We start from the raw sequence: 24418 nt of genomic DNA on the forward strand, positions 1-24418 counted from the left end.
GCTAACTATCAATATGGCATTTGAGGGGAAAGTTGGTCAAGTTTTGTAACAAATTGACTGCCATCCGTCGCGAGGCGGCTGCCTGAATGAACGCCGGTACTGAAGACGTATATACTTCGTCAGTATTCGAATCGAGGATATGAAAATGTCTAAACAAGCTGTTTTCACGATGAAACTTGAACCAGAACTGCGAGAAGAGTTCATGGCCGAAGCTGAAGCTTCTCATCGCCCCGCATCGCAAATCGTCAGGGAAATGATGCGTCAGTTCGTTCAAACACAACGAGAGTCGCGCGAGTACGAAGCGTTCTTGCAACGCAAAGTCGACAGTGCACGTATTTCCATGCGAGCTGGTGAAGGCTTGACCAATGAGGAAGTTGAAGCACAATTCGCTGCCAGGCGTGCGCAGGTAACCAAGAAAGGATGAAGATAATCTGGACGCCCGCAGCCGCACAGGATCGTGCAGACATCTGGGATTACCTGCATTCCGTCAACCCGATAGCCGCCCTCGAAATGGACAACCGCTTAATTGATGCGATATCTCGTATTTCCCAGTTTCCTGAAAGCGGCCCTGTCGGAATCATTGCAGGTACTCGCGAGATGATCCCCCATCAAAGTTATCGAGTGGTTTATCAGCCGGGATCGGATGCAATTTGGATACTCGCGCTACTCCATACATCTCGACAGTGGCCACTAGAAAGGTGATTTTCACACCCCCCGCCCCTTCCTCAACAGCACATCAAGCTGATCCACCACCTCCGCCCAATCGGCGTCATCCAGAATATCGTCACGCAAGAAATCCGCCTGGCTCTTGCTCCAGAAGAACGCATCCGCCAGGTGCAATTCGGGTTTGAGCGGTGAGTGGGTGGCGATGAATTTGTCGATGCTTTCGGCGTCGTCAGGCAGGCCGAGTTGTTTGAACAGGTTGGGGAGGCTGTGGGTTGGGGATTCCATGGTGGGCTCCTTTTTTCATGGCAAATGATTGGGTGACTGCTGCGCAGTCAATCGCGAGCAGGCTCGCTCCCACATGGAATCGCGCTCAACTGTGGGAGCGAGCCTGCTCGCGATGGCGATGTAACTGACGCCGAAAAACTACTGACTCAACTCGCACACTTCAGCATGTGGCACCATTTTCAGGTATTCCGGCACGCTCATGTGCAGCAGGTTGTTGTGGTTACCCGCCTCCAGGTAGATGTCTTTTTGCCGGGTCAGCAGTGGGTCGATGACCATGTCCAGGCCATAGGATTCACCCAACGCAGGCACCGCGCCGCGTTCGCAATCCTGGAACAGATGCGCCAGGGTGCTTTCCCGGGTGATCTGCCATTCGCCACTGCCGCGTACTTTGCTCAGGTCCAGGTGACGACTCGCCGGCAGCACAGCCATCAGGAAATGACCGTGGTGGTCGTCGAGGATCACCGATTTGGCCACCCGTTCAGCAGGAATGCCCGCGACCCGCGCCGTTTCAAGGCTGCTGGCCGAGTGCGGATGGGTGACAACGTCAAATTCGCAGTGAGCCTTGGTCAGGCTGTCCTGCACTGTTCTTGCCATACGCATGATGCACCTCGGTGTCCGCAACAACGTTTCGCGGACGATGGTTAAACCTTTTCTCTCCACTAAAAGTCTAGGCCCGCTGGCGCAATCGCGCGGGAAATCTGCCCGCCGGAACAACGTCAACAACTGATCAAAATTCGTACGATTCAGAGCTCAGCTAGACTGTATGTAACGCGGATCGCCTGAATCGGCACGGTGCTCTCAGGTTCTTCGCGAGCAAGCTCGCTCCTACAGGGAGGGTCACGTGAACACTCGTTGTTGTGCAGTTGCGCTGCTGTTGGCCTTGAGCGGATCGGTATTCGCGGCGGACACCGTCGTCCTGCTGGTGCCCAACCCCATCGGGATCTGGCTGATCACGTTCGGCATCGCGTTTCTGATCGCCGAGGCGGCCTTGCCCAATTACGGCGTGATTGGCCTGGGCGGCATTGTGATGTTCGTGATCGGTGCGGTGATTCTGACCAACACCGAGGTGCCGGTTCCGTTGATGATCGGCCTGGGACTTGTCAGTGCCCTGCTGCTGATTTTCCTGCTGATCCGTGCCCTGAAAACCCGACCGCGCCACAACGTCAGTGGCGATGCCGAACTCATTGGCAGCGTGACCCCGGTGATGTCGTTACAAGCCGGCAACGCCTGTAACGGCTGGGTGCACCTGCAAGGAGAACAGTGGCAAGTACTCAGCGCCACGCCATTGCGACCCGGGCAACAGGTCCGGGTGGTGGCACGCAAGGGATTATTGCTGCAAGTGGCCGCGGCTGACGCGGCGCCGGGTGGAGAATAACCATGGGCCTGCAACTGGGTTTTGCCGCGCTGCTGTTACTGGTGATTGCACTGGCGGGGTCGACCTTCCGCATCCTGCGCGAATACGAGCGCGGGGTGGTGTTCCAGCTCGGACGCTTCTGGCAGGTCAAAGGCCCTGGCCTGATCCTGCTGATTCCGGTGGTGCAGCAAATGGTTCGCGTCGACTTGCGTACCGTGGTTCTCGACGTGCCGCCGCAAGATGTGATCACCCGTGACAACGTCTCGGTCAAGGTCAACGCGGTGCTGTATTTCCGCGTCCTCGATCCGCAGAAAGCGATTATTCAGGTTGAAGACTTTCTCATGGCCACCAGCCAATTGGCGCAGACCACGTTGCGGGCGGTGCTCGGTAAACATGAGCTCGATGAACTGCTGGCCGAGCGTGAGCGGTTGAACATCGACATCCAGCAAGTGCTCGACGCCCAGACCGATGCGTGGGGCATCAAGGTCGCCAACGTCGAGATCAAACACGTGGACCTCAACGAATCGATGATCCGCGCCATCGCCAAACAGGCTGAAGCCGAACGGGAACGCCGGGCCAAGGTGATCCACGCCGAAGGCGAATTGCAGGCCTCGGAAAAACTCATGCAGGCCGCCGAAATGCTCGGGCGCCAGCCGGGGGCCATGCAACTGCGGTATATGCAGACATTGAGTTCGATTGCCGGGGACAAGAGTTCGACGATTGTCTTTCCGCTGCCGATCGAGCTGCTCAAGGGGATGGCGGATTTGTCTTCAAAACCTTGATGGCCCCAAAAGATCGCAGCCTTCGGCAGCTCCTACAGGTGTACGCCGCGCCCATGTAGGAGCTGCCGAAGGCTGCGATCTTTTGACCTTCCCCATAGACACCAACGTCCGGTAACCGCGTCGGAGATTTCCTTCAAGTTGTAGCGGTGTTGGTGAACTTGTTCCGGTCCGAAGCCAGGTCTAGTCTGGCTTTGTCACTGAATAAACGGTGACACGGACGTGCAAGTCCGACGAAACTGTTTAGGTCGCAATTGCCATGGCTCATTGCTTTATGGCGGCTGCGCGCAGGAGATCCTCGGATCTGCTGGGTGTCCTAAACAGTCCCGGTCTTGCACACCTGCGCACGGCCGCCACCCAATTCGCGTGCAAGCGAACGGTGACGGCTCCAACTTACTGTTTAGGATTTTTTATATGCACAAAATTACCCCGAATCCTCCAGAGAACTCTGGAACCGATTCCCAAGATTCCCTCGAAACCGAAAAACTCAAAGAAGCCGCCGACCGCGCCTTCGCCCACTACTTCCCCCCGACCACCGAAAAGCCGCCCAGGCACCGCAAAGGCCACCTCTTCACCGTCGCCCCCGAGGTCAACACCGAAACCCTGCTGGCCAACGCCGCCGAAGACCTGCTGTCCATCAGCGCCATCGCTGCCAATCTGGCAGACGAAGTGGACGGGACGCGGCGCTCGGTAGCCTTGGCGCTCAGCCGCATGGCCGATGGCGTGCAGTTGCTCGTAGAGCGAGTGCAGGATCATTGGGAGGCGTCGGAGATCATGCAGGCTCGGGTCAAGGTTTAGCCGGGTGTGTTTGTGGTGAGTTGACTACCGCCATCGCGAGCAGGCTCGCTCCCACAGTTGATCTTCAGTGAACACAGCTTCTGTGTACGACCGAGATCCAATGTGGGAGTGAGCCTGCTCGCGATGGCGTCAGTGCTGTCGATACATGACTCAGCAACTAGCGCTTCATAAGGCGCTCGCGCCCAACGTTCCACACGTTCACGCAACAGCACCGAGGCTTCGCTGCGCTTGCTATCGCTGTCCCCGACAAACACGTCAGAAGGCTGTTTGGCATGCTGCCCCACCGCCGCAAACACTTGCTCACGCTGCACGTCATCCAATCCAAAAAAATCAGCCAACCGCCCGGCCATTGCCCCGGGCAATTCACTGTAATTCACCGCCAACCCGCCAAACGCCCGGCATTGCGCCAACCCTGCTTGCAGCAATCGCCCCAACCGCCGTGCAATGAAGTCCTCTCGGCCAGCAAACGGCAACTCATCATCGAGCACACTCGCCCCGATCATCCCCGGCACCATGTGCATGCCCGGACGGCGTAGATGTGAAACGGCAATTTCCAACGGATCGCGATAAAGAAACAGCCACAGCGTGTCGGGAAAACACTCACGCAGCAACGGCAGTTCACCGATGTTCCAGGCATCGAGCTTGATCACCAAACGTTGCTCTGAACCGAGCCGACGCTGGCCATACGCGGACAACAACCCTTCGATGGCGACACGCCGTTCGGCCGGCGGCAAACCACTGCGCAGCAAGGCGTCCAACGGTGGTGGTTCGCTGACAACGATGTGGCTGTCGAGTCGGGCGAGCATTTGACTGATCAACGTCGAGCCGCAGCGCGAAGCGTGGAAGATAAACGCGCTCGGCGCCAAACCGGGGCTGGTCGTCTGCCAGTCGCCGAGGGCAGACAGCGGTGTTTGCCGGCGAAACGCCTGATTGAACGGCAACCTCAGCGCGTCTTCCACGGCATCACGAAAAAACGGCTGATGCAGCGGCGTGTCACCGAACCAGCACCAATCGACCTGCCAGTCGCCGGCCGGCTGCCAGACCCGAATCGGCAACCAACCGTCCAGGTTCAGGCGTTCCATTGTTCATTCCATTGGCGTCGGCCGTTACGCATCGCCGCACGCAGTTCTTCGCGGGAAAACATCAAACCTCGCTCAACCGCCAGTTCCAGAGTGCGGGTGATAAAAACCTCGGTGTCCGGCAAGCCCTGCAACGTCTTCGAAAGCTGCAAATCGCTGGCCACCAAACGCTGAAACTGCAGCAAAGCCCCCTCACCGGTATCTGACGAAGGCGTGGTCGGTAAACCCTCGACAATCGCCTGCTCCAGCCAGGGACCGGGGCGGCAATCGAGGACCAGATGAATCCGTGTGCCGGTGTCGCGATTGTCCACGCGATGGGGCCGCGACAGGTCGAGAAACCAGCATTCACCGACAGCCATCGGCATGCGCTGACCATCGAGCAGGAAGTCCACTTGAGGTGGGCTGAGCAGCGGAATGTGCAGACGTAAATCGGCGTCCGGCTCGCCCAGATCATAGTCGCGATGTTCATGAATTTGCCCGCCCGGACCGAGCCGCAACAGGCGCGCAGACACGATTTCCAATGGCAGATCCCGCAAGCCTTGCTGCCACCTGACATCTCGCAGCCAAGGCACACGCAACAGCGGTTCACCGCGACCCGGCGCCAGTTCGGACAACGCATCCGCCGCAGAAATCAGCGCCACACCACTCCAGTCGCCGGTGTAGTAAGCACTGTTGAAATGACCGCGCCACTCATCCTCGCCAATCGCCATCAGTGCCTGCAACAGCAACGGCAGATCCACCGTCACCGGCAAGCGAGAAAACGCCGCTCGGCTCATCGCTTCGGCAACACCGCGCATTCGCCGAGCCAGGTCAGCAAGTGATCGAGACAGGCCTCAACCGACTGCACCCCGGTATCGAGCACCAAGGAGGCGGACGGCGGCGGTTCATACGGCGCAGACACGCCGGTAAATCCTGGCAAATCGCCCCGTCGTGCACGGGCGTAATGACCTTTCGGATCGCGCTGCTCGCAGACGGCCAGGGAGGCGCTGCACCAGACTTCGCGGTAATCCTCGCCCAGTCGCCGGGCGAAGACCTCGCGCAGCTCCATCAGCGGCGCGATCATCGCGAGGATGACGATCTGCCCATTCTCCACCAGCAGCGCCGCGACTTCGCTGGCGCGACGGATGTTCTCCAGACGATCACTGTCGACAAAACCGAGATCACGATTGAGCCCGACCCGCAGCCCGTCGCCATCGAGCACGATGCTCTGCACGCCGTGCTCGAACAGCTCGGCATGCAGCGCCTGGGCCAGGGTCGATTTGCCCGCCGCCGGCAAACCGGTCAGCAAAATCGCCGTGCCGCGATGACCGTTGCGCGCCTCCCGCTGTGCGCGGCTGATGCTCGCCGTCGGCGCCAGCAGGTTATTGGACCGGGGCATGGGCCACCGGCATCGTGATGTTCCCGGCCGCCCACGCCGCTTCGCGGTTGGCCAACGCGGTGGCAATGGATTGCACTTCGGTGGATTGCACCTGATCCGGCAGTGGATCGAGCCCCGCACTGGCAAAGATCTGGCCGTAAGCGTTACGCAGATCGGCGTACGACAGGTCGCGACGCAAATCGGCCTGCAAGGTGTTCAGTTCGCCCTGGATCAAGTCCAGTTCACCCAGACTGGCCGCCTGATAACGGTTGCGCAGCTGGCCAACGATCTGTCCGTCGATGTCCGACAGTTGCTGATTGGTCTTGAACTGCCGCAACGCCTCGCGGTAGTTGGCGTTGGCCACATAAAGCTGCGCCAGCACCGCGATCGACATGGCCTGGCGGCGCGCCGCGGCGACTTCTTCGCCAGCCTTGGCGACGTTGATCGCCGCCGGTGCGGAGATCACGTTGAACAGGTTCCACGTCACTTTCACGCCGTAGTCGGCCCAACCCTGCTCCACCAGGAACGAGTTGCTGTCGTAATGCCCGCCGGCCGAGAACTCCAGACCCGGCAGCAGCCGCAACATGGCTTTGCGGGTTTCGGCCGCGCTGATGCGGCTTTGGTAATCCTGCTCGCGCAGCTCGGGACGACTGGTCAGGGCTTCCTGTTCCAGGCTGGCGAGGTCAACTTTCAATTCCGGAATGACATAGTCGTCCTGGGTCGCCAGGGTCAGATCGGTGCCCAGCGGGAGATTGATCAGGGTCGCCAGTTCGGTTTTCGCCAGCGACAGCGCACGACGCTGTTCCTCCAGTTGGCGCGTGGCTTCGATCAGCGAGCGTTGATAACCCAGCGCCTGAATCGGATCGCCGATTCGTTGCTGGCTCATGCTTTGGCTGTTGCCGCGTGCGGTGTCGACCCGGGCCATGAGGCTGTCGATCTGCTTGAGCAAACGCTCGGCGGCCATGGCCCGCCAATAGGCCGAGCGCACGTCCTGAACGATGGTGTTGATCACCTTGCGCCGACGCTCCTGAACGATCAGTCGCTGGTCGCCCTGTTGCTTGGCGCTGATGTAGCTGACGCCAAAATCGAGCACGTTCCAGACCATGGTCAGGTCGGCGACTTCACGGTCGCGGTCCTGAGAGGTCGATGGCTCCAGAGACTGGGTTCCGGTCCGTACGCTCTGGCTGCTGGAGGCGTTGACGTTGTTGCGGCCGACGTACCCGGCGTCCAGCGCCATGCGCGGCAGCATGTCGAAACTGGCGAGGTCGAGTTGGCGCTTGGCCAGGGCCTCTTCCATGATTTTGAGCCGGCCTTCGAGGTTGTACTTCACCGCGCGGGCCATGGCCTGATGCAGGGTCAGCGGACCGCTGAGGGGTTCCTGATCCTTGTACATATTCTGCAGGTCGCTCCTGGCGCGCTGTTGGCTGACGCTGCGTTCGATCGGTTCACTGGTGACTGCACATCCGCTGACTGCAAGCGCCAGCAGGCTGGCGCCGAACAACTTAGAACTTCTATTCATCCTTGACTGCCCCTGGACACAGCATTGTTTTAGGTGTTTTTTCAGGCCTGCATTTCGCTGATGCCGACCTGTCGCAAAGCCGCGGCCAGGCTGTCGACCTGCCGTTGCTCGGTGTCTTTGAGCTGTTGCAATTGCTGGACGAGACTCGGCGCCCCAAACACGCCGCGCAGCCCCTGTGAAACATCCCCGGCCTTGATCGAATGACTGCCGAATGAACTCAGCGAGTCTCGTTCGCTGCCGGAATCCTGATTGAACAGGCTCGACAACGTACTGGTGCTGAACACCCCGCCATCGCCACCGCCAAAGCCGAGGAAGCCGTTGCCCGAGCCTTCGCCACCGTTGTCACTGCTGCTGAACACCTGGGCGATGAAGCTGGGCGCCAGCGCGCCGTGGTTCATGAAGATGTCGCCCAGCGGCCGGATGCCGTTGCCGATCACGCGGCTTTCGAACAACGGGGTAAAGGTCAGCGGTGAGCCGAGATCGCCGGTCGGGGGAGTGAAAATAATCGGTTGCAGTGGCACGTTGGGCTGATCGGAAACGGTGACCGGTGGCGGGATCCGGGCCAGTGGGTCAGGCGTCACGACCACGGCAGGCGTCTGCACCGGCACGGTGTCGATCACGTAATTGTTGGAGACCGCCACGCCGCTAACGGCATTGCCCGAAAGGTCGCTGACGTTGCTGGTGTCCAGCGCGATGAAATTGCTCGGGTCGGTGATGCTCGCGGTCGGCGTGAAGGTCGCCGTCCAGGTCTTGCCGCCGTCGCTGCTGACCAGGTTGGTCAGCTCGCCGTTGGTGACGCTGAGGTCCGACAGGTCGAAATCGCTTACCACTTCGCTGAAGGTGATCGTCACAAGCGTGGTTTGACCCACGCCCAGGTTCGGGTTGGCGACCACGATGGTTGCCGTCGGCCGGGTGGCATCGAGCGCGTAGTTGTTGGAGATCGCGATCCCGGCACCGGCGTTGCCCGCGGCGTCCGCCACATTGCTGCTGTCGAGCAGGATCAGGTTGGTGGTGTCGTTGATGTCGGCGGTCGGGGTCAGCGTGGCGGTCCAGGTCTTGCCGCCGTCACTGCTGAGCAGGTTGGACAAGGTGCCATTGGCGACGCTGAGGTCCGACAGGTCGAAACCTGAAACCGTCTCGGTGAAGGTGATGGTGACCGTGGTCGTCTCGCCGATGCCCAAGCGGTTATCCGCCACCACGATGGTCGCCGTCGGCCGCGCCGTGTCGATGGCGTAGTTGTTGGAATCGGTCACGCCCACGCCGCTGTTGCCTGAGGCGTTGGTGACACCGCTGTTGTCCAGGCTGATCAGGTTGCTGGTATCGGTCACATTGATGGTAGGCGTGAAGGTGGCGGTCCAGGTAACGCCGCCATCGCTGGACGACACGTTGCTCAGCGTGCCGTTGGCAATGGACAGGTCGGCGTTGGTGAAACCGCTGACCGCTTCGCTGAAGGTGATGGTCACCCCTGAGGTTTCACCGGCCTTGAGGGCGTTGTCGGCGACCACGATGGTTGCGGTCGGCACCTGTGTCTCCACCACATAATTGGCGGAGTTGGTCGTGCCCGAGCCCGCGTTGCCGGCCAGGTCCGAGACGCCGCTGTTGTTCAGGGTGATGAGATTGGTGGCGTCGGTCACGCCGATAGTCGGCGTGAACGTCCCGGTCCAGGTGATACCGCCGTCGCTGCTGCTGACATTGCTCAACGTACCGTTGGCGACGCTCAAATCGCTGTTGTCAAAACCGCTTACCGCCTCGCTGAAGGTAATGGTCACCAGCGCGGTTTCGCCCGGTTTCAGGGTTGTATCGCTCAATACGATGGTCGCGGTCGGGCGTTGGCTGTCGATCACATAGTTATTGGAATCGGTGGTGCCGCTACCGGTATTGCCAGCCCCATCGATCACTCCGATGTTGTCCAGGGTAATCAGGTTGGTCGAATCGGTGACGCTCGCCGTCGGCGTCAGGGTTGCGGTCCAGGTGATGTTATCGCTGGTACTCAGATTGCTCAGGGTACCGTTGCTCACCGTCAGGTCGGCTGTAGTAAAACCGGTTACCGCCTCGGAGAAGGCGATGGTCACCACCGAGGTTTGACCCACCGCCAGCGCCGCGTCCGCGACCACGATGGTGGCCGTCGGACGCTGAGTGTCGATGGCGTAATTGTTGGAATCGGTGGTGCCGCTACCAGCATTGCCCGAGCCGTTTTGTACACCGCTGTTGTCCAGGGTGATGACGTTACTGGTGTCGGTGATGGCATTGGTCGGCGTAAAGGTGGCGGTCCAAGTGATGCCGCCGTCGCTGCTGCTCACCGAGGTCAACGTGCCGTTGGCGATGGTCAGGTCGGCATTGGAGAAACCGCTGACGGCTTCGCTGAAGGTGATGGTCACCAGCGACGTTTCACCGACGCTCAGCGCATTGTCGGCGACCACGATGGTGGCCGTCGGCAACACCGTATCGATGGTGTAGTTACCCGAGTTAGTCGTGCCGCTGCCGGTGTTGCCGGCCACATCGGTCACACCGGTATTGTTGAGGGTGATGACGTTGCTCGAGTCACTCACGCCGACCGTAGGCGTGAACGTCGCGGTCCAGGTGATGCCGCCGTCGCTGCTGCTCACCGCGGTCAAAGTGCCGTTGGCGATGCTCAGGTCGGCGTTGGTGAAACCGCTCACCGCTTCGGAGAAGGTAATGGTCACCAGCGAGGTTTCGCCGGCACTCAGGGTCGGGTCTGCCAGGACAATCGTGGCGGTCGGGCGCACGGTGTCGATCGCGTAATTGTTGGAATCGGTGGTGCCACTGCCGGCGTTGCCCGCTAGATCGACCACGCCAGTGTTGTCCAGGGTGATCAGGTTGGTCGTGTCGTTGATGCTCGCGGAAGGCGTGAAGGTCGCCGTCCAGGTGATGCCGCCGTCGCTGCTGCTCACCGAGGTCAACGTGCCGTTGGTAATGGTCAGGTCTGCGTTGGTGAAACCACTGACCGCTTCACTGAAAGTGATAGTCACCAGCGAGGTTTCGCCGATTCTCAGCGCAGTGTCCGCCACCACGACCGTGGCCGTCGGGCGCACGGTGTCGATGGCGAAGTTGTTGGAGTCGGTGGTGCCGCTACCGGCGTTGCCCGAGGCATTTTGCACACCGCTGTTGTCCAGGGTGATCAGGTTGGTCGCGTCGGTAATGCTGGCCGTCGGCGTGAACGTCGCTATCCAGGTAATGCCGCCATCGCCACTGCTCACCGCCGTCAGCGTGCCATTGGCGATGGTCAGGTCGGCGTTGCTAAAACCGCTCACGGCTTCAGAGAAGGTAATGGTCACCAGAGAGGTTTCACCGATTTTCAGCGCGTTGTCGGCCACCACGATGGTGGCCGTCGGCAGCACGGTATCGACGGTGTAGTTGCCGGAGTTGGTGGTGCCGCTGCCGGTGTTGCCGGCCACATCGGTTACACCGGTATTGGCCAGGGTAATGACGTTGCTCGAGTCATTCACGCCAACGGTTGGCGTGAAGGTCCCGGTCCAGGTGATGCCGCCGTCGCTGCTGCTCACCGCGGTCAACGTGCCGTTGGCGATGCTCAGATCGGCGTTGGTGAAACCGCTCACCGCTTCGCTGAAGGTAATGGTCACCAGCGACGTTTCGCCTGCTGTCAGTGTGGGATCGGCCAGCACAATCGTGGCGGTCGGGCGCACAGTGTCGACGGCATAGTTGTTCGAATCGGTAGTGCCGCTACCGGCGTTACCCGCCAGGTCGGCGACCCCGGTGTTGTCCAGGGTGATCAGGTTGGTCGTGTCGTTGATACTCGCGGAAGGCGTGAAGGTCGCCGTCCAGGTAATGCCGCCGTCGCTGCTGCTCACCGAGGTCAACGTGCCGTTGGTAATGGTCAGGTCTGCGTTGGTGAAACCACTGACCGCTTCACTGAAAGTGATAGTCACCAGCGAGGTTTCGCCGATTCTCAGCGCCGTGTCCGCGACCACGATGGTGGCCGTCGGGCGCACGGTGTCGATGGCGTAGTTGTTGGAACTGGTCGTGCCGCTGCCCACGTTGCCGGTGCCGGCAGCCTGTACGCCAGTGTTGTCCAATGTGATCAGGTTGGTCGTATCGGTGATGCTGGCAGTCGGGGTGAAAGTGGCGGTCCAGGTGATGCCGCCGTCGCTGCTGCTCACCGCGGTCAACGTGCCATTGGCAATCGTCAGGTCGGCGTTGGTGAAACCGGTCACGGCCTGATTGAAGGTGATGGTCACCAGTGACGTTTCACCAATTCTCAACGCAGTGTCCGCCACCACAATCGTCGCGGTCGGTGGAGCGGTGTCGATGGCGTAGTTGCCCGAGGAGCTGACTCCGCTGCCGGTATTGCCCGCCAGATCCGCCACGCCGGTGTTGGCCAGGCTGATGACGTTGGTCGCGCTGATGATGCCTGCTGTCGGGGTAAACGTGGCCGTCCAGGTAATCCCGCCGTCGCTGCTGCTCACCGCGGTCAACGTGCCATTGGCAATCGACAGGTCAGCGTTGGTGAAACCGCTCACTGCTTCGGAGAAGGTGATGGTCACCAGCGAGGTTTCACCCGCCGTCAGCGCCGTATCCGCCAGCACAATCGTCGCGGTCGGGCGCACGGTGTCGATCGCGTAATTGTTGGAATCGGTGGTGCCACTGCCGGCGTTGCCCGCTAGATCGACCACGCCGGTGTTGTCCAGGGTGATCAGGTTGGTCGTGTCGTTGATGCTCGCGGAAGGCGTGAAGGTCGCCGTCCAGGTGATGCCGCCGTCGCTGCTGCTCACCGAGGTCAACGTGCCGTTGGTGATGGTCAAATCGGCGTTGGTGAAACCGCTGACCGCTTCACTGAAGGTGATCGTGACCAGCGAGGTTTCGCCGATTCTCAGCGCCGTGTCTGCGACCACGATGGTGGCCGTCGGGCGCACGGTGTCGATGGCGTAATTGTTCGAATCGGTGGTGCCGCTGCCAGCATTGCCCGCCAGGTCGCTGACCCCGGTGTTGTCCAGGGTGATCAGGTTGGTCGTGTCGGAAATGCTGGCGGTCGGGGTGAAGGTCGCCGTCCAGGTGATGCCGCCGTCACTGCTGCTCACCGCGGTCAACGTGCCGTTGGTGATGGTCAGGTCGGCGTTGGTGAAACCACTCACCGCCTCGGAGAAGGTGATGGTCACCAGAGAGGTTTCGCCGATTTTCAGCGCATTGTCCGCCACCACGATGGTCGCGGTCGGACGGAGTGTATCGATCGCATAGTTGTTGGAATCGGTGGTGCCGCTGCCGGCGTTGCCCGCCAGATCGCTGACCCCGGTGTTGTTCAGGGTGATCAGGTTGGTCGTGTCGTTGATGCTCGCGTTCGGGGTGAACGTGGCGGTCCAGGTGATGCCGCCGTCGCTGCTGCTCACCGAGGTCAACGTGCCGTTGGCGATGCTCAGGTCGGCGTTGATGAAACCACTCACCGCTTCGGAGAAGGTGATGGTCACCAGTGAGGTTTCGCCAATTCTCAGCGCCGTGTCCGTTACCACAATGGTCGCGGTCGGCCGCACGGTATCGATGGCGTAGTTGTTCGAATCGGTGGTGCCACTGCCGGCGTTGCCCACCAGATCGCTGACCCCGGTGTTGTCCAGGGAGATCAGGTTGGTCGCGTCAGTGATGCTGGCGGTCGGGGTGAAAGTCCCCGTCCAGGTGATGCCGCCGTCGCCGCTACTTACTGCCGTCAAGGTGCCGTTGGCAATCGTCAGGTCGGCATTGGTGAAGCCGGTGACCGCTTCGTTGAAGGTGATGGTCACCAGCGAGGTTTCGCCGGCCCTGAGCGCCGTGTCGGTGAACACGATGCTGGCGGTTGGCCGTGCCGTATCGACGACGTAGTTATTGGAGTTGGTGGTACCGACGCCGGCAGTGCCCAGACCGTTGATCACCCCGGTGTTGTCCAGGGTAATAACGTTGGTCGTATCGGAAAGACTGGCGGTCGGCGTGAACGTTGCCGTCCAGGTGATGCCGCCATCGCCGCTGCTCACCGAGGTCAACGTGCCGTTGGCGATGGTCAGGTCTGCATTGGTGAGACCGGTCACGGCCTCGGAGAACGTGATCGTTACCAAGGACGTTTCGCCGATGCCCAGTGTGGTGTCAGCGACCACAATGGTCGCGGTCGGCGGCGGCGAATACGCGGTGTTGAGTACACCACCGTCGTTATAAATTGTCGCGACGGAGGCTGGCGAAGTGCCCGTTGTTCCCCCGCCCAGTGCAGCGCCACCGGCACCACTGGCCGCGGCATTACCGGCCAGGGCCGCGAAGTTGGCGGCCGTGATCAGCAGCGTGCCTTTGTTCCAGATCGCACCGACACCCTTGCCGCCCACGCCGCCATTGGTGGCGTTGCTGCCATAGCCACCACCGCCACCGCCGCCGCCACCGGCGCCAATGTTGTTGCTGATGGTCGAGGTGCCGACGATGGTCATGGTGCCGGTGGTGGCGTTGTAGATCCCGCCTACCGCGTTGCCGCCAGCGCCACCGACCTTGTCCCAACCGGCCCCGCCGCCGCCGCCGCCAATGGAAATCGTGCCATTGGTGGCCGTCGAACCGTTACCGCCGTTGCTGTAACCGCGAGTACCCAACCCGCCCGCTCCGCCGGTGCTGGTGCCTCCGCGACCGCCCATGTGGATCGAATCATAACCGCCGCCGTAACCACCGACACCGCCGCCGCCCGCCTGGCCGCCATAAGTGCCGATGCCAGTTCCTGCTGAACCGCCATGCCCGCCGCCCTGGCCGCCTAAACCGCCCCCACCGCCACCGGCACCTCCGTAAGACGCTCCCGTAACACCGCCACCGCCACCGCCGCCGGAAGCGGCGTTGGAGGTCACACTCACGTTGTTCAGCGTCAGAATCCCTGCGTTGAAAATCCCCCCTGCCATCGATCCCGTGGCCCCGTAGCCACCGTTGCCGCCCGTGCCCGACACCAGGCCTCGGGTGATCACCAGGCCATCGAGCGTCACGATTTTGCCCGCCGCTACTTCAATCACTCGGGTCTTGTACTGACCATCGAGAGTCACGTCAGCCACGTTATCGTTGTTTAAGTCGCCATCAACGGTGATGTTCTTGTTGATCAGCAACTCGGACGTCAGCTGCACTGTCATGCTGCTGCTGAAGGTGACGAGATCGCCGTTCTGCGCGGAGGCGATGGCGGCACGCAATGAGCCGACGCCCGTGTTGGCGTTGTTGGTGGCGGTCCAGGTGGCCAGGCCCCACTGATACTCGCTCATGGCCGTGGTCGAGAGGACGTTGGCGCTTTCAATATTGCCGGTGGCGATTTCCAGATTCCAGTCGCCACCGATCCCGGTCCGATTGCTGGAAGCGGCTACATCGCGGCCGGTCAGTTGCGCCAGCGAGTCGACAAAACTCAAGCCGCGCTCACCTTCGGCGGTGTAGCAGCCGTAGATCAGAATGTCGCCGCCGACGTTCATGTCCTTGCCGATTTCCGCCAGCACCGCGCTGCGGGCCGCGACGTTGTCGGCGGACAAATAACTGTTGCCCAGCCACAGATCGCCCGCGTTGCCGTGGGCAATGATCTGCACCGAACTGATGCCCTGATGGGTGTCCAGATAGGCGGCAATCTGCTGCAAACCGTCCTTGCTTGCGTCCAGCTGGACCACTTGGGTGCCAGGCGCCACGCCCTTGAGCAGGCTGTCGGCCTCCTTGACCCGGGAATCGACGAACACCACGCTCTGGCCCGGCACTGCCACCGGGTTTGGTGCAGGCGTGGCATCGGCCTGGCCGTGGGTGTCCTTGCTGGCGACCGGCTGGTCGGTCGTCGGCGTCTTGGCGGCATCCGCCGTGCTGTGGCTGTCAGCCTGAGCGGTATCGGCCACCGTGGCCGCCACCGCGCCGTCGAACAGCATTCGCGGCTCCAGGGACATGATCATGGGAGAGGCCAGCGCCCGTGCGCCTTCGGTAACTCGCGACTTGCCGTTGCTCCACCACATGCTGCTCACCCGGACTCGAACTTGCTTGATGCGTCAATGAAAACGCCGCGATCAACTGATCGCGGCGTCGGCCTTCATACGAATGACATTGGCGGCGCTGGCTGAGCCATCGAGCCAAAAGGACAATTCTGCGTATTGTTTGAACAAGTCCGGTGGCAGGATCGTGCGCCGCGATTGCAGCTCGACCTTGGGTTTGACTTTGTGCAGGCCGGAGACGCCGAGGGCTTGATCGAACTCTGGCGCGTCGTAGGCGAGGTTGTTGAAGTCATGCTCGAACCACGGCTCGCCAATGAAATCGTAGACCAGCCGCATGACCCGTTCAGGGGCCTGGGTCAGCAAGTCGTAATCGACAATCAGCAACGAATCGGCGTGTTCGCCGTAATAGGCTTCCTTGAGCGCGGCCCAGGCAAACCCCACCAGCCGATTGCGTTGCGCCAGGGTTTCGCAACGGCTGTAGACCGTGTTGCGCTCGACCGCGTCGCCGAACAGCTTGGTGTTTTCAAAGGGGTTGGCGCGATACAAACGCTCGATGCTGTCCATGACCCAGGCGACATTGCGCACGCAGGCAATGACCTTGGCTTGAGGGAACAGATCGCTGATGGCCGGCAGGCGCGAACTCCATAACCGATTGGTGTCGAACACCACCGGTTTGTCGGCCTTGTCGGCGTAGAAGGAGTCGAACAGACCGCGTAGCAAACGGCGGCGCAGATCGGTATCGATCACCGCACCGAACTCGCTGCCGGCGCTGCACTGTTCCAGAACACCGGAAAACAGGGCGCCAACGGGGCTGGTCATGCCGGCATGAAAGCGCGGGTTCTGCAAAAGGATCGCAGAAAGCAGGGTCGAGCCTGAGCGCGGCAAGCCGGAAATAAAATGGAACTGTGACAATCCCTTCACCCTGGTCATAAGTCCTTTATGTATGACGGAGCGTAGACCATGGATGGTCTTACGGGTAATGTTGTTTTGATATCAAATCGAAACTAAACCCTCTCCAAAACGCGATTTTTCGTTACAGGCTCAATGCAACACGAACAAACGCGCGTTGGCGCCTCCCGCCTGCGTTACGCCAACGTTCTGCCAGCCTGCGGGCAACGGCGCGAACTCGTCTGGCACCTCGACGGTGCCGATCAACCACACTCGGCCAGTGCCTTTGGGCAAGTTACCGAGGCTGTCGAGGTAAATATCCTGAGTCACCAACGTGCCGAAACCATAGGCATTCGGCCGGCTCGAAGCGCCATTGGCCAACGGCGGGGTGTACAGCAGCGGTTTCGCGTCGGTGCGGTTGTAGTAGACGTAACTGAGGTACCAGAGCATGTCGCTGGTGACGATCCGGTCACCGACAACGAAGTGCTGGTTCACGTAGTCGACCATGACGCTGATTTGATCGTTGGTATCGACCGTGGCGTTGTTGTTCAGGCCCACCAGTTCGACGCCGACAAACAACACCAGCACCGTCACGGCCAACACCCGGAAGACGGCGTACAGGCGATCGATGGCCAGCGCGGCAATCATCGGCAGGCCGAGGGCATACGCGGTGAGGTAACGCTCGATGAACACCGGTGAGATGAACGACACCGAAAACACCAGCAACAACGGCAAAACGGTGTAGATCACCACCAATGCACTGCCACGAATGACACTGCGATCCCGCGCCAGCGCCACCCACATCAAGGCCAGCGACGCCAAGGGTAACGTGATGAAAATCCATGTGGGCAGGGTCTCGCCATCGTCCTGAGTCAGGAACGACCAGATCATCGAAGGCAACGAGGCGAACGTGACCGGCGTCTCCCACCCCACATCGCCATTGGCTTTGAGTTGATCCATGTGTTGAATCAGATCGATCAGGTTGGGTACCCACGGAAAGTACACCAACGCAATCGCCATGTTTGCCACCCACCAACCGGGCTGCTGGATATGCCGCAAGCGATAACCAGGCTGTACGCGGATCAGCCCCAGATACAGCCAGTGACACAGCACGCACAGGGCCGTGAAGTAATGGGTGTAGAACGCCGCGCTCATCAGCAGTGCGTAAATCACCAGATAGCGTTTACGTCCAGGACGTTTGATCCAGTAAACCAGGGCGATCGTGGCACCGATCAGCCACAGCCCCAGCAACGAATACATGCGCACTTCCTGGCTGTAACGCACGGCGGTAGGCAGCAGCGCCAACAAGACGCCGGCCAACAACGCGGCGCGACGAGTGGCGAGCAAGTCCACCAGCCAGACGCCCAGCGCCACGGTGGCAATCCCCGGTAGCGCGCTCAGGCTTCGAATCGAAAAAATGCCATTGCCGAACAGCTCGATCCAGCCATGCAGCAGCATGAAATACAGCGGCGGATGCACATCATGGGCGGCATGGGTCCAGATCCCGGCCAGCGAATACTGACTCAGCAGCAGGCTGGAACCTTCATCGCCCCAGACCGCCGCCGCGGTCAGGTCATAAAAACGTGCCAGCGCGGCCAATGCCAGGATCGGCAGCAGCCAATGCTCGCGCACCCATCGAAGCAAGCGCTGAACACTCGCCCAGGCGCCGGGTGCCGCGTGGGGGCCTTGGGTGCCGTCAAGCGGCGTTTCTCTGCGCGCCTCCATTGCCTCCCCTCGAGACTGCCGGTGAAAAACCTTGAAGCTTGCAATCACTGTAGGACAGCGACAGCGCCGTCGTCGATGCTGGCTTTGCGACCAACGACATTCGGCAGTGATGCGGATCAACTACGCTCTGGCGTGGCGTGACCCAGCCACGGAGATGAAAGGAATCGGCCAATCGCAACGATCTGCCCGGGTACCCGGGCCACCCGCGTGGCGCGCCAGACAACTAACCTGAGGGATGAGGAACTATGGAAGTATTCATGGGCACGATTCAGTCTTTCGCCTTTAACTTTGCCCCCAACGGCTGGGCCCTGTGCAACGGCCAGACACTGGGGATCTCGCAATACCAGGCGCTTTTCTCACTGCTGGGAACCTACTATGGAGGCAATGGCACCACCAATTTCATGCTACCCAACCTGCAAGGCCGTCTGCCGATGGCACAGGGCAACGGCCTGGGACTGACCCCGCGCGTCATCGGTGAATTCTCCGGGACCGAGAACGTCACCGCCACCATCACCAACCTGCCCAATCACACCCACGCCTTGTCCGGGCTCACGGCCACCACCACCCTGCAACTGGCCAGCCCGGCGAGCAACCCGGTCACCAACCCGACCGCGACCAACTCGTACATCGGTGCCTCGGGCGGCGGCCCGGGTTCGGCGAGTATCTACTCCGATGCGCAAGGCGCTTCAGCCGTGCCACTCAAAGGCGTGGCCACCACGGTCACGGGGGAAATCTCGTCCGCCGGTAATGGCTTGCCCATGGAAACGATGAACCCCTTCCTGGTGCTCAACTTCAGCATCGCCTTGAACGGGTTGTTCCCTTCGCGCAACTGAGGACGCGCCGGGGGACTCAGCGCCCCCGGTCACTTTCGTTTTTTGGAGTGACACCATGCTGCAACAGGTTCAAAGCCAACACTTTCAGGCGCTGCTGGGCAAGACAGGGACCCTGCGACTGCCGGATGGAAGTGAAATGCCGATCCATATCGACAGCCTTGAAGAAACACCTCGCTCGCGGATGCCCAACAACGAGCGCATGCCGTTCAGTGTCGAGTTCAACAGCCTGCAACCCACAGCGTTTGTCGATGGGTTATGCACGCTGGAGTTGCCGGAACTGGGTCAGGTGGAAAACATCTTTGTCTCCCGGGTACCGACCATGGGACGTGATCCGCAACTGGGGTACTTCTATATCGCCTTCAACTAAATAGCGACGCTGATCGCCTTATGTAGGAGCTGCCGCAGGCTGCGATCTTTTGATCTTGCTCTTTTAAGATCAAAAGATCGCAGCCTGCGGCAGCTCCTACACGGGATTGTGATGGCTTCAAGCCTGTGGATACCACACCAACCGCTCCGCCGCCGGGTTGCGCTCTTCGACCTGAAACCCCAGCGCCAGGTAATGCTGGCGCGCGTGGGGATTATTGGCCCAGACCACCGTCGCTACCGGGCAACGAATCTGTTGCGCCGCTTTCTGTACACCTTGCAGCACCTTGCGCCCATAGCCCTGGCCGCGAGCCTTGGGAATGAACGCCAGGTACAGCACACGAATTTCATTAGGGCCAAAATCGGTGGTCAGCGCACCGATGGCCGTGTCGAGTTTCTCGATCACGTAATGCATGGCGTTGGGGAAGCGCTCCCCCAGCCCTTGCTCCTGCACTCGAAATTGCTGGGCCACCACCTGCTCAACCACCTCTTGCTCCCCATCAATCCACTGCAAATCCGGCCGCGCCGACTGATAAAGACTCTGCAAAAAAGCCCCATCGCTGGCCCGTGAAGGCCGAACCACCAAGCCGTCGGCCGTCACTGAATCGGTACTTGCCATCGCTGCGCTCCTTAAAAACCGCTTTCCCTTACGCCCAGCGCCGCCAGACGCCGCCAGGCGACACCCAGCAACGACTCGCCTCGCCCCTGCAACACCACAATGCCGCGCAAAGGTTGCACCGGCGTCGGCACCTCTTCGAGGACGCTCAACCGCGCCCCATATTGAGCCTGTACCGGCTCCGCTCTTTGATGCTGATCCCGGCGCACGGCAATCGGTCCATGGTGATCGGAGGTCAACGCTTCCTGATCGACAAAGGCCGCACCGTTAGTGTCGATTTCGCTCAGTTGCACGGCGATCGCCGAGTGCATCGGATCGTCGGCGATGAAGCGTCCGCTGGCGCCCGTGGCGACGCGCCAGAGCTCGACTTCGGCCAGATAACCGCGCAACCGCGCGCCGTCTTCGACCACCCGCGCCAGCGGATCTTTGGTTGATAACCAGCGACCGACCGTCAACTGTGGCAACAGATCGCGCACCTTGCCGGCATGGGGCGCCCGCAGCAGCAGGCGCTCACGCTGGGCGGCCAGGCCTCGGTATTCGGCGACCGCTTCGGCCAGGCGCTGCTCGACGATACCGGCGTCGGCGGCGGTTTCACTGCGGCTGGCCTGGCGGCGCATCTGCAACTGCTGGATCTGGATTTCGCGGCGGACGATGGCCTGACGCGAATCCAGGTCCGGGGATTCCAACTCAATCAAAACCTGGCCCTGGGCAACCGCTTCACCGTCGTGAACATTCACCGTTTTGACCCGCGCCGCGACCGGCGCATGCAAGGCACTGGCGCGGCCAGCCTCCAGCATCGTCGGCAACTCAACGGCGCTGCGCCACGGCACAACCAGCATCAGCAACAGCCCAAGCAAGGCCAGGCCACTGAGCAGCACGCGAGGCGCATAAGCCTGTTCGCGGCGAGTCCACCATTGCCGCCACTCACTCATGATCGGCAGGAAGATGAACCACACCAGTTCCACCAGCATCAGGAAAATCCCCAACACCTTGAAAAACAGGTGGTAGACCGCCAGCGCAATCCCGAAAAACAACACCGCGCGCCACAGCCACGAGCCGTAACCCCAGATCAGCAAACGCCGTTGCATCTTCGGCGACCATGGCTCTGGCGCCGGCGCACCGTAACCGAATAAAAACTCACGCAAACGCCAGCGACAAAGGGCAAACGCTCGCCCTTGAAGGTTGTCGACTTGCCAATAGTCGCTGAGCAAAAAATAGCCATCAAACCGCATGAACGGGTTGAGGTTGATCACCAGCGTGGTCATCCAGGTGGCGCTGGCCAGCATGAAGGCCGCCGTGCGCCCGGGACCGTCCGGCAACAGCGACCAGGCGAGCAGCGCGATACTCGCCAAAAGCAATTCCGCCAGCACTCCACCGGCGCCAATCAGCAACCGCGCACGGCGATCATTGACCCGCCAGGCATCGCTGACATCGGTGTAAAACATCGGCAGCAACACCATGAACGCCACGCCCATGCTCTGCACTCGACAACCGGCGCGCTTGGCCATGAAGGCGTGTCCGAATTCGTGGCAGAGCTTGGCGAAGAACAGCGCCACGCCGAACGCCAGCGCGCCGCCGAGGCTGAACAGATGCGGAAAAGTCGCGATGAAGCGCTGCCAGTCCCGCGACACCAGAAACACGCCGAGCCCCAGGGTTATCGGCAATCCATAGCGCAACGCGCGCGGACCGAAGCGCTCCAGCCATGGCCAGGCGCGATTGAGAAAAGCGTCCGGGCGCCACAGCGGAATGCGGAAAAACAGGTATTGGTGCAACAAGATCTGCCACAGCGACTGCCGTTGAGCGGCCGCTTTGAGGCTGTAACTGGCGCGCTGTTGCGGATCGAGGGCGGTGATCAGGTCGTGGCTGCGCAAAAAGCCCAGCAATTGCTCAAGCTCCGCGCCATCGAGGGGCAAACCTGGCTCGCGGTTGGCTGCACGCAGCACTTGCTCGGGATCACCCAAGGACCAATGACGCAGCAGGCGCATCGCCGCCACGCCGAGTTTGAAATAGCGACCGCGCACCGGATCGGCCAGGGTCCAGCGCGGCGAGCCATCGAGCGCCGGTGATGCAGGCGTCAGCTGCAAATCTGCACGCAGGTTCGGCAGGCTCATCTAAAGCCCTACGCTCTGGCGCAAACCGGCCAGGGGTTTACGTAACAGGTACAGCGCCAGTGGCGCACGATCACCGAAGACTTTAGCCGTCCCTCGCAGCCCGATACGCGGTGGTATTTGCTGGAAACTGGCGTCGAGCCGATAAGCCAGCTGCCCGCCGGCCGTGGGTTGTGCTTCATAAGCCGCGCGCTCGAGCCGGGCCAGATGCCGTTGCAACGGATCACTGTCGAGAAACAGCGCGACCTGCGCACCCGGCTCCAGCGCAATCGCATCGCCCACCGCCAGTTCGATGCGCAACTCAGCCTGGGTCGGGTCGGCGATTTCCATCAGCCGCTCGCCGGTCTGCACCGGCTTACCGGTCCAGCGTTCCGCGTCGGCGAACACCGCAATGCCGCCCCGTTCGGCGCGTACTTCGCTGCGCTTGAGCAGTTCGCGGGCGTAATCCCGTTCAGCGCGTTTTTGCTCGACTCGCGCAGCCAGCAGATCGATTTTCGAGCTCGATTCGGCATCGGCGAACGAGCGTTGGGAATTGGCCTTCAGCTCGGCTTCAGCAACGCCCAAGGCGCGCTCGGCCACGTCGGCCTGAGCCCGAAGCGTGGTGCTTTCAAAGCGCAACAACAGGTCGCCGGCTTTCACCGTCTGATTGGGTTTGACCAGGAACTCGGCAATCACCCCGTCCAGCGGCGCCGCAACGACTCGGCCGCCCAGCGGAACGACTTCGGCCGGTGCCAGCACCGATTGGCGCACCGGAATGAGCAACCCGAGCAACACCACCGCGACCAACGCCACCTGACGCTTTCTCGTCCAGCGCAGCCGCCAAGGTTTGCGCGGTTGCAGCGCCAGCCAGGCATGGCTGTAGGTGTCCCCCAATTGCGACAGCAACACTTGCTCGGAAGGATTCCACGGCAGATCCCGCGCCAGCCACAGACCGCCAAACATTTCACCTTGGTGATCGATCAGTGGCAGCCAAAATACCTGAGCTGCTGACAGGCTTTGCCAGTCCGCCTGAATCGATTCGCTGAGAACATTCGCCGGAATCACCCGCGCCTGTTTCAGCACCTCGAGTTTGAACAACTGCGCCACGGCCTGCTCGACAAACGCCACGAACGGCGCATTCGGCTCCACCGCACTGACACCCGTTACGGCCTGCACCTTGCCGGCAATCACCAGCGCCGCATGGCGAAAGCCGAACAGCGCCTGACCGTCATTGACCAGGCTGTAGGCCAATTGCGAAGGCGTGCGAGCGGCGCGGGTAAGGCGTTCGAGATCCAGAAACCTTGCGAACACCTGTTCAGCGCCGCCCGTGACCGGGGCGTTCACTTGAACTCCGCGAAACGCGCCGTGCCACTCATGCCGGCCAGCAAACCGTTGGCGTTGGGAAGCGTCGCCACCAGCAGCAAGGTCTGACTGCCTTCGTCAATCCGTGCGCCGAGGCGTTTGACCGTCGCGTCCAGTGGCTGACCGGTTTCATCGGGAACAAAACTGAAGGTCTGGCCAGGCTTGAGCCGGGCCATCCAGCGTGACGGCACCAGCAGATGAATTTCCAGAGTGCGGTTGTCGACCACGTCCAGTAACGGCGTGCCGGCAGCGACGCTTTCATAACGCTTGACCTTGCGCTCGACGACCTGGCCATCAAACGGCGCCAGCACGCTGCAGCGTTTGACCTGGACCTGATAAACCTGGGACTGCGCCTGAGTCTCGCTGACCTTGGCCTCGGCCCGCGCCACTTCAAAACGCCCGACCGAATTCAACGCCGCCAATTGCTTGTTGTGGGACAGCTCTTCACCGGCACCACGATTGGCAGCCTGGGCCGCATTGAGCTGGGCTTGATAAGCCGAACAGTCAAAACGCGCCAGGGTGTCGCCCTTCTTGAACGACTCGCCCTCACTGAACGGCAACTCGACAATACGCCCGGACAACTCACTCGCCAGCACCGCCTGATCCCGGGCCCGCAGCACGCCACGGGCCTCACTGCTGGCGTTTGCACTGCCGCTGCTGTCCAGCAGCGGATCATCGGGCGCAGGCGTTTGCGCCTGTACTACGCACGTTACAAAGGTCAATCCAAGAACCCACACACGAACACGCCGCATAACCGTTACTCCCTTACGGATGAGCGGAGTCTATGACAGCGTGGG

20 protein-coding genes are annotated in these 24418 nt (G+C 61.2%); 7 read left to right on the forward strand and 13 right to left on the reverse strand.

Translation table 11 applies throughout. The features are described 5' to 3' along the window. Positions 1-145: 145 nt before the first annotated feature. Both ACMXYJ_RS00535 and ACMXYJ_RS00540 read left to right on the forward strand, forming a co-directional pair. Positions 146-424 carry an antitoxin of toxin-antitoxin stability system gene (locus ACMXYJ_RS00535; protein WP_095127693.1) on the forward strand — a complete coding sequence of 93 codons (279 nt, stop codon included), beginning with the start codon at positions 146-148 and terminating at the stop codon, positions 422-424. Beyond that, positions 421-702: a type II toxin-antitoxin system RelE/ParE family toxin gene (locus tag ACMXYJ_RS00540; RefSeq protein WP_415758412.1), complete on the forward strand. Its 282-nt coding sequence runs from the start codon at positions 421-423 to the stop codon at positions 700-702. Before ACMXYJ_RS00535 ends, ACMXYJ_RS00540 begins: the two co-directional genes overlap by 4 nt. 3 nt (positions 703-705) lie before the next feature. Here the strand turns inward: ACMXYJ_RS00540 and ACMXYJ_RS00545 are convergent, their stop codons facing one another. Together ACMXYJ_RS00545 and ACMXYJ_RS00550 are read right to left on the reverse strand one after the other, a co-directional pair. Then, positions 706-951 (reverse strand): DUF2789 domain-containing protein, encoded by a 246-nt coding sequence (locus ACMXYJ_RS00545; protein ID WP_046047265.1) that lies wholly within the window; start codon positions 949-951, stop codon positions 706-708. Positions 952-1089: 138 nt separating this feature from the next. Next, positions 1090-1551 (reverse strand): aminoacyl-tRNA deacylase, encoded by a 462-nt coding sequence (locus tag ACMXYJ_RS00550; RefSeq protein ID WP_415758413.1) that lies wholly within the window; start codon positions 1549-1551, stop codon positions 1090-1092. Positions 1552-1792: 241 nt separating this feature from the next. Here ACMXYJ_RS00550 and ACMXYJ_RS00555 point away from each other — a divergent pair, with 241 nt between their 5' ends. The 3 genes from ACMXYJ_RS00555 to ACMXYJ_RS00565 all read left to right on the forward strand — a co-directional run bounded on the left by ACMXYJ_RS00555 (position 1793) and on the right by ACMXYJ_RS00565 (position 3882). Further along, a complete protein-coding gene (locus ACMXYJ_RS00555; protein WP_123369111.1) occupies positions 1793-2326 on the forward strand; it encodes an NfeD family protein in 534 nt (177 codons plus the stop codon). Between the two features lie 2 nt (positions 2327-2328). After that, positions 2329-3087, forward strand: coding sequence for a slipin family protein (locus tag ACMXYJ_RS00560; protein ID WP_129439535.1), 759 nt, complete (start codon positions 2329-2331; stop codon positions 3085-3087). A 411-nt stretch (positions 3088-3498) separates the two neighbouring features. Continuing rightward, the gene (locus ACMXYJ_RS00565) at positions 3499-3882 is read left to right on the forward strand and encodes a DUF6124 family protein (protein WP_415758414.1); all 384 of its coding nucleotides are present in this window, start codon (positions 3499-3501) and stop codon (positions 3880-3882) included. Here the strand turns inward: ACMXYJ_RS00565 and ACMXYJ_RS00570 are convergent. The 7 genes from ACMXYJ_RS00570 to ACMXYJ_RS00600 all read right to left on the reverse strand — a co-directional run bounded on the left by ACMXYJ_RS00570 (position 3879) and on the right by ACMXYJ_RS00600 (position 18360). After that, positions 3879-4964 carry a sulfotransferase family protein gene (locus ACMXYJ_RS00570; protein WP_415758415.1) on the reverse strand — a complete coding sequence of 362 codons (1086 nt, stop codon included), beginning with the start codon at positions 4962-4964 and terminating at the stop codon, positions 3879-3881. The genes ACMXYJ_RS00565 and ACMXYJ_RS00570 overlap by 4 nt on opposite strands. Beyond that, complete coding sequence (locus ACMXYJ_RS00575; RefSeq protein ID WP_415760837.1) at positions 4952-5737, reverse strand: aspartyl/asparaginyl beta-hydroxylase domain-containing protein; 786 nt, start codon at positions 5735-5737, stop codon at positions 4952-4954. The genes ACMXYJ_RS00570 and ACMXYJ_RS00575 overlap by 13 nt, the downstream gene beginning before the upstream one ends. Continuing rightward, the gene (cysC, locus tag ACMXYJ_RS00580) at positions 5734-6339 is read right to left on the reverse strand and encodes an adenylyl-sulfate kinase (RefSeq protein ID WP_415758416.1); all 606 of its coding nucleotides are present in this window, start codon (positions 6337-6339) and stop codon (positions 5734-5736) included. The genes ACMXYJ_RS00575 and cysC overlap by 4 nt, the downstream gene beginning before the upstream one ends. Then, positions 6323-7837 (reverse strand): TolC family protein, encoded by a 1515-nt coding sequence (locus tag ACMXYJ_RS00585; RefSeq protein WP_415758417.1) that lies wholly within the window; start codon positions 7835-7837, stop codon positions 6323-6325. The genes cysC and ACMXYJ_RS00585 overlap by 17 nt, the downstream gene beginning before the upstream one ends. A 41-nt stretch (positions 7838-7878) precedes the next feature. Continuing rightward, positions 7879-15771, reverse strand: a complete 7893-nt coding sequence (locus tag ACMXYJ_RS00590; RefSeq protein ID WP_415758418.1) for an Ig-like domain-containing protein — start codon at positions 15769-15771, stop codon at positions 7879-7881. A 51-nt stretch (positions 15772-15822) separates the two neighbouring features. Next, complete coding sequence (locus tag ACMXYJ_RS00595; RefSeq protein ID WP_415758419.1) at positions 15823-16668, reverse strand: sulfotransferase family protein; 846 nt, start codon at positions 16666-16668, stop codon at positions 15823-15825. A gap of 120 nt (positions 16669-16788) precedes the next feature. After that, positions 16789-18360 (reverse strand): glycosyltransferase family 39 protein, encoded by a 1572-nt coding sequence (locus ACMXYJ_RS00600; RefSeq protein WP_415758420.1) that lies wholly within the window; start codon positions 18358-18360, stop codon positions 16789-16791. 245 nt (positions 18361-18605) lie between these two features. Here ACMXYJ_RS00600 and ACMXYJ_RS00605 point away from each other — a divergent pair, with 245 nt between their 5' ends. After that, the gene (locus tag ACMXYJ_RS00605) at positions 18606-19193 is read left to right on the forward strand and encodes a phage tail protein (protein ID WP_415758421.1); all 588 of its coding nucleotides are present in this window, start codon (positions 18606-18608) and stop codon (positions 19191-19193) included. A 55-nt stretch (positions 19194-19248) separates the two neighbouring features. Then, the gene (locus ACMXYJ_RS00610) at positions 19249-19560 is read left to right on the forward strand and encodes a DUF6916 family protein (RefSeq protein ID WP_415758422.1); all 312 of its coding nucleotides are present in this window, start codon (positions 19249-19251) and stop codon (positions 19558-19560) included. A gap of 117 nt (positions 19561-19677) precedes the next feature. Here the strand turns inward: ACMXYJ_RS00610 and ACMXYJ_RS00615 are convergent, their stop codons facing one another. Genes ACMXYJ_RS00615 through ACMXYJ_RS00630 form a run of 4 tightly spaced genes read right to left on the reverse strand, consistent with a single transcriptional unit; the run spans position 19678 to position 24373 of the window. Beyond that, positions 19678-20175 carry a GNAT family N-acetyltransferase gene (locus ACMXYJ_RS00615; RefSeq protein WP_415758423.1) on the reverse strand — a complete coding sequence of 166 codons (498 nt, stop codon included), beginning with the start codon at positions 20173-20175 and terminating at the stop codon, positions 19678-19680. Between the two features lie 11 nt (positions 20176-20186). After that, on the reverse strand, positions 20187-22283 hold the full coding sequence (locus ACMXYJ_RS00620; protein ID WP_415758424.1) for a biotin/lipoyl-binding protein: 2097 nt from the start codon (positions 22281-22283) through the stop codon (positions 20187-20189). Next, positions 22284-23603, reverse strand: coding sequence for an efflux RND transporter periplasmic adaptor subunit (locus tag ACMXYJ_RS00625; protein ID WP_415758425.1), 1320 nt, complete (start codon positions 23601-23603; stop codon positions 22284-22286). Next, on the reverse strand, positions 23600-24373 hold the full coding sequence (locus ACMXYJ_RS00630) for an efflux RND transporter periplasmic adaptor subunit (protein WP_415758426.1): 774 nt from the start codon (positions 24371-24373) through the stop codon (positions 23600-23602). Before ACMXYJ_RS00630 ends, ACMXYJ_RS00625 begins: the two co-directional genes overlap by 4 nt. Positions 24374-24418: the final 45 nt, after the last annotated feature.

It is taken from the genome of Pseudomonas arabinosi (genome assembly GCF_047758675.1).
In the GTDB taxonomy this organism is placed as follows: Bacteria; Pseudomonadota; Gammaproteobacteria; order Pseudomonadales; family Pseudomonadaceae; genus Aquipseudomonas; species Aquipseudomonas arabinosi.

Excerpts from the sequence above, each read along its gene's own strand:
- ACMXYJ_RS00535 (WP_095127693.1), top strand. The coding sequence starts at position 146 with ATGTCTAAACAAGCTGTTTTCACGATGAAACTTGAACCAGAACTGCGA.
- ACMXYJ_RS00540 (WP_415758412.1), top strand. The coding sequence starts at position 421 with ATGAAGATAATCTGGACGCCCGCAGCCGCACAGGATCGTGCAGACATC.
- ACMXYJ_RS00545 (WP_046047265.1), bottom strand. The coding sequence starts at position 951 with ATGGAATCCCCAACCCACAGCCTCCCCAACCTGTTCAAACAACTCGGC.
- ACMXYJ_RS00550 (WP_415758413.1), bottom strand. The coding sequence starts at position 1,551 with ATGCGTATGGCAAGAACAGTGCAGGACAGCCTGACCAAGGCTCACTGC.
- ACMXYJ_RS00560 (WP_129439535.1), top strand. The coding sequence starts at position 2,329 with ATGGGCCTGCAACTGGGTTTTGCCGCGCTGCTGTTACTGGTGATTGCA.
- ACMXYJ_RS00565 (WP_415758414.1), top strand. The coding sequence starts at position 3,499 with ATGCACAAAATTACCCCGAATCCTCCAGAGAACTCTGGAACCGATTCC.
- ACMXYJ_RS00570 (WP_415758415.1), bottom strand. The coding sequence starts at position 4,964 with ATGGAACGCCTGAACCTGGACGGTTGGTTGCCGATTCGGGTCTGGCAG.
- ACMXYJ_RS00575 (WP_415760837.1), bottom strand. The coding sequence starts at position 5,737 with ATGAGCCGAGCGGCGTTTTCTCGCTTGCCGGTGACGGTGGATCTGCCG.
- cysC (WP_415758416.1), bottom strand. The coding sequence starts at position 6,339 with ATGCCCCGGTCCAATAACCTGCTGGCGCCGACGGCGAGCATCAGCCGC.
- ACMXYJ_RS00585 (WP_415758417.1), bottom strand. The coding sequence starts at position 7,837 with ATGAATAGAAGTTCTAAGTTGTTCGGCGCCAGCCTGCTGGCGCTTGCA.
- ACMXYJ_RS00590 (WP_415758418.1), bottom strand. The coding sequence starts at position 15,771 with ATGTGGTGGAGCAACGGCAAGTCGCGAGTTACCGAAGGCGCACGGGCG.
- ACMXYJ_RS00600 (WP_415758420.1), bottom strand. The coding sequence starts at position 18,360 with ATGGAGGCGCGCAGAGAAACGCCGCTTGACGGCACCCAAGGCCCCCAC.
- ACMXYJ_RS00605 (WP_415758421.1), top strand. The coding sequence starts at position 18,606 with ATGGAAGTATTCATGGGCACGATTCAGTCTTTCGCCTTTAACTTTGCC.
- ACMXYJ_RS00610 (WP_415758422.1), top strand. The coding sequence starts at position 19,249 with ATGCTGCAACAGGTTCAAAGCCAACACTTTCAGGCGCTGCTGGGCAAG.
- ACMXYJ_RS00615 (WP_415758423.1), bottom strand. The coding sequence starts at position 20,175 with ATGGCAAGTACCGATTCAGTGACGGCCGACGGCTTGGTGGTTCGGCCT.
- ACMXYJ_RS00620 (WP_415758424.1), bottom strand. The coding sequence starts at position 22,283 with ATGAGCCTGCCGAACCTGCGTGCAGATTTGCAGCTGACGCCTGCATCA.
- ACMXYJ_RS00630 (WP_415758426.1), bottom strand. The coding sequence starts at position 24,373 with ATGCGGCGTGTTCGTGTGTGGGTTCTTGGATTGACCTTTGTAACGTGC.